4 protein-coding genes and 1 pseudogene are annotated in these 4092 nt (G+C 36.4%); all 5 read left to right on the top strand.

The genetic code is table 11. From position 1 onward, the window contains the following. Nucleotides 1-184 (top strand): annotated as a pseudogene (locus tag HRU49_RS14230) (delta-aminolevulinic acid dehydratase); the annotation flags it as partial. Beyond that, nucleotides 185-883: a WecB/TagA/CpsF family glycosyltransferase gene (locus tag HRU49_RS14225; protein ID WP_296358323.1), complete on the top strand. Its 699-nt coding sequence runs from the start codon at nt 185-187 to the stop codon at nt 881-883. It begins immediately after the preceding pseudogene. Between the two features lie 8 nt (nt 884-891). Further along, nucleotides 892-2004: a UDP-N-acetylglucosamine 2-epimerase (non-hydrolyzing) gene (wecB, locus tag HRU49_RS14220; RefSeq protein ID WP_296358322.1), complete on the top strand. Its 1113-nt coding sequence runs from the start codon at nt 892-894 to the stop codon at nt 2002-2004. Nucleotides 2005-2095: 91 nt separating this feature from the next. Continuing rightward, a complete protein-coding gene (locus HRU49_RS14215; protein WP_296358320.1) occupies nt 2096-3190 on the top strand; it encodes an MraY family glycosyltransferase in 1095 nt (364 codons plus the stop codon). A 72-nt stretch (nt 3191-3262) separates the two neighbouring features. Further along, entirely contained in the window at nt 3263-4024 is a 762-nt protein-coding gene (locus HRU49_RS14210) for a polysaccharide biosynthesis/export family protein (protein WP_296358318.1), read from the top strand. Nucleotides 4025-4092 lie beyond the last annotated feature (68 nt).

The raw sequence follows: 4092 nt of genomic DNA, 5'->3' as shown, positions 1-4092 counted from the left end.
TAAAGAATATACGGCTTTGTTAGAGCGCACGCTAAATTGGACCATTGCTAATATGCAGTCTAAAAAAGGGTATTTTTATTATCAATATCGCAAAGGATTAAGTTCAAAAATTTCTTACATGCGTTGGAGCAATGCGTTTATGTTTAATGCAATAGCCCATTATTATCTTGAAATTAATAAATAAATGAAATCGGAAGCACTAAATCAGGTTATAACTTATGCACCAAGTTCTAGAGATGAGCTAATTGATTATGCTTTTGGACATAAAAAAATATTAGTAGCTGTTAATGCCGAAAAGATTTTACATGCGACGGATCAAAGTAGAGCCATTATAAATAGAAACCTTGGCTATCCAGACGGCATTGGTGCGGTTTGGGCATTACAAAAAAAAGTTCATAGATCAACGGTTAAGATTCCTGGTTGTGAATTGTGGTTTGATTTAATTCAGAAATATTATAAGAATAAATCCTTTTATTTGGTTGGTGGTAAAGATGAGGTGATTACTGCCACTGTAGCACAGTTGAAATCGGAATTTGAAGGCATTGTTATTTGTAACTATAGAAACGGTTATATCAAAACCGAAGATGAGGAACAAGCTTTAATTGAGGATATCAAAAAACATCGGCCAGATGTTGTCTTTGTCGCCATGGGTTCGCCAAGGCAAGAATTACTTATGGAGCGAATTCAGAAACATCATGAAGCAGTTTATCAGGGTTTAGGAGGAAGTTTTGATGTATATACTGGCTATGTAAAGCGTGCGCCAAAATGGTGGGTTAAAAACAACTTAGAATGGACTTATAGATTGATTAACCAACCTTCGCGAATAAAACGTCAAATACATCTGGTTCGTTTTTTTATTAACCTACATTTAAATAGATATTAAAGACTTATATGAATTATCAAATTACCATAATAGCAGGAGCTAGACCCAATTTTATGAAGATTGCCCCAATCATTCATGCCATTCAAGGAGCAAAAAATAAGGGAGAAGCCATCGATTACCGGCTAGTACATACCGGTCAGCACTACGATAAAAACATGTCGGGTAGTTTTTTTGAACAGCTCAATATTCCTCAACCGCATATTAATTTAGAGTGTAGTGGTGGGTCTCAGGCCGAGCAAACGGCTGCAATTTTAGTTTCCTTCGAGAGAGAGCTTGTGGCAAATCCCGCAGATTTGGTTTTAGTAGTTGGTGATGTCACGTCGACAATGGCCTGTGCACTTGTTGCTCAAAAATTACATATCAAGGTGGCTCATGTGGAAGGCGGCATAAGATCACATGATTGGACCATGCCTGAAGAGATTAATCGCTTAGTTACGGATAGTATCACCAATTATTTCTTCACCACCTCTGAGTTAGCAAATTCTAATTTGAGACATAGTGGTATTGATGAAGCGCAAATTTTCTATGTGGGTAATACCATGATTGATACGCTTCTCAAACAGCGCCCCAATTTTAGACCTCCAAGTATATGGGATCAATTAAAGTTGAGGGAGAAGGAGTACATCGTGATGACCTTACACCGTCCAGCCAATGTCGATGAAGAAAGCCAATTAAAAGCCATGCTAGACGAGATTATAGCACATACAGAAGACATACCATTGGTTTTTCCGGTGCATCCTAGAACGGCTCAAATATTAGAAAAATTGGATATTACTCATCCGCGACTACACACTATTGCTCCATTGGGCTATTTAGAGTTTAATTATTTGGCAGAAAATGCTAAAGCAGTCATTACCGACTCAGGAGGTATTACGGAGGAGGCCTCAGTTATGAATATTCCTTGCATGACCTTAAGAGATAATACAGAGCGTCCCGAAACTATTGAACTCGGAACCAACGAATTAGTGGGGACTAATCCTGAAAATATCAAAAAATATCTAAAAATTTTATTTTCTGGTAGGTGGAAATCAGGAAAACCCATACCTTTATGGGACGGAAAAGCTGCTACTAGAATAGTACATATTTTATTGCAAATAAATAAAAATGTGGGCTTATCTTAGTGGCAACCCTTAATGTTAATAGCACCAGTAAATCCCTTTAGTATTGAAAATTTTTAAAAGCATTCCCTTAAATGCTTTAAAAACTAACGCTATGATTAAAACATTACTTGAAAATTTTTCTCCAGAAAATAACACAACCTTCTGGTTGGTTTGTGCATTCGTTTCGGCCTTTTTAATAGCCTATAGAACCTTTCCAACCATATTATACGTGGCAAAGAAGAAACATTTGATGGATGAACCCGATAGCCGCAGTGCCCACTCGGACAGAACGCCAACTTTGGGAGGTATAGGCATCTTTTTTAGCCTTATTGTGGTTATGACCATTGTTGGAGCTTTTTTAAATACCAAGGTATTACTATTGGTCATGGGAGGGTTAACCATTTTATTTTTTCTTGGCCTTAAGGACGATTTAACCGTATTATCAGCCAGTAATAAATTTGTTGGGCAGTTGTTTGCTGCAGGCTTATTGGTGGTATTTACAGATACACGAATCATTGGGTTCTCTAATATTATGGATATTGATGTGTTGCCTTATTGGGTATCCATAATTTTCACCTTATTTGTGTATATATTAATTATTAATGCCTACAACCTAGTTGATGGTGTAGATGGATTGGCAGGTAGTATTGCCTTAAGTGCTAGTGCTATTTTTACGTATTTATTTGTTAGTGCCAATGAATTGAGTCTCGCCACCATTGCCATTGCCCTTTGTGGAGCCTTAATTGCCTTTTTACGCTTGAATTTTTCTAGAAAGAATAAGATTTTTATGGGGGATACAGGCTCTATGATTGTGGGGTTTTTATTGGCCTTTTTTACCATTAGTTTTATTAATATGGCGCAAGTCAATGAAAGTTCGGATTATTTTAAGGCATCTCCTGCTTTAGCTTTGGCCTTATTGTTTTATCCCTTAATTGATACCTTACGCATCTTTTTTATAAGAATTATTTTGCTAAAGAAAAGCCCTTTTAAGGCAGATAAAAATCATATTCATCACCGATTTATTCGTCAGGGCTTCAGTCATGTCAAAACTACAATGACAATAGTTATTATCAATGTTATTATCATTCTCATTGCATTCAATCGTTTAGATTTTAAATTAAATAATCAAATCATATCACTATTACTTTATGGTTCGGTGCTGTATTACTTGCCTTTTGTTGTTAATAAGCTTATGAATAAATCCTAATGTAAAATCTGTAGCTGCCTTTGCGAGTCCTTTTAATTGCCCTTATATTTGCTTGCTTTATAAATTAATTGAATGAAATTTAAATATCATATCATCATATTAGCCGTGTTCGTTGTTTCGTGTGCTTCTAAAAAAGAATTGTTGTACATACAAGATGCAGCATCCGTAGCGTCGAATCAGGTTGTCTATAGTTCTCCTAAGATTCAGCCTAACGATATTCTTAAAATTACAGTTGAAAGTACGGTGCCAGAGGCTGCTGTTCCCTACAATAGGGTATCGGCCTTGAATGTGCAAGCTCAGAATATACAAATGCTGCAATTGGATGGGTATCTCGTCTCACCAAAACATACAATTGTATTCCCGGTATTAGGGGAGATAGCAACGGAGACGAAAACCACAGAACAGCTTGAGGACACTATAAAACAGAAGCTAGAATCAGGGGGGCATTTGGTCAATCCAACGGTTACCGTACGATTAGTAAATGCAAAAGTGACCATTTTAGGAGAGGTAAATCAACCGGGGACCTATAATTTTACAGAGCAGAACATTACCTTTTTACAGGCTTTGGGTTATGCTGGAGACTTAACTATTAATGGGAAGCGTAATGATATATTATTAACTCGTGAGGTTGATGGTATACGGAAAGTCACACATGTGGATTTAACCTCTGCGTCTTTTATGAATAGTGAGTTTTATTTTATCAAACCTAATGATGTGATTATTGTAAATCCCAATAACCCCAGAGTAAAGAATGCTGGTTATATAGGTAATGTCGGTACAGTTTTGACGATTGCTTCCTTGGCCTTAAGTGTAACTATTTTATTAACTAGGTAGCTAATGGATAACCATTTCAATAATAATTTTAATTACCTAGAAGAGGACAGCTTTGATTTGAAGCATGA

The sequence above is a fragment of the Winogradskyella sp. genome (genome assembly GCF_013213975.1).
In the GTDB taxonomy this organism is placed as follows: Bacteria; Bacteroidota; Bacteroidia; order Flavobacteriales; family Flavobacteriaceae; genus Winogradskyella.
This window is presented reverse-complemented; position numbering and strand designations above follow the sequence as displayed.

Excerpts from the sequence above, each read along its gene's own strand:
- HRU49_RS14225 (WP_296358323.1), top strand. The coding sequence starts at position 185 with ATGAAATCGGAAGCACTAAATCAGGTTATAACTTATGCACCAAGTTCT.
- HRU49_RS14215 (WP_296358320.1), top strand. The coding sequence starts at position 2,096 with ATGATTAAAACATTACTTGAAAATTTTTCTCCAGAAAATAACACAACC.
- wecB (WP_296358322.1), top strand. The coding sequence starts at position 892 with ATGAATTATCAAATTACCATAATAGCAGGAGCTAGACCCAATTTTATG.
- HRU49_RS14210 (WP_296358318.1), top strand. The coding sequence starts at position 3,263 with ATGAAATTTAAATATCATATCATCATATTAGCCGTGTTCGTTGTTTCG.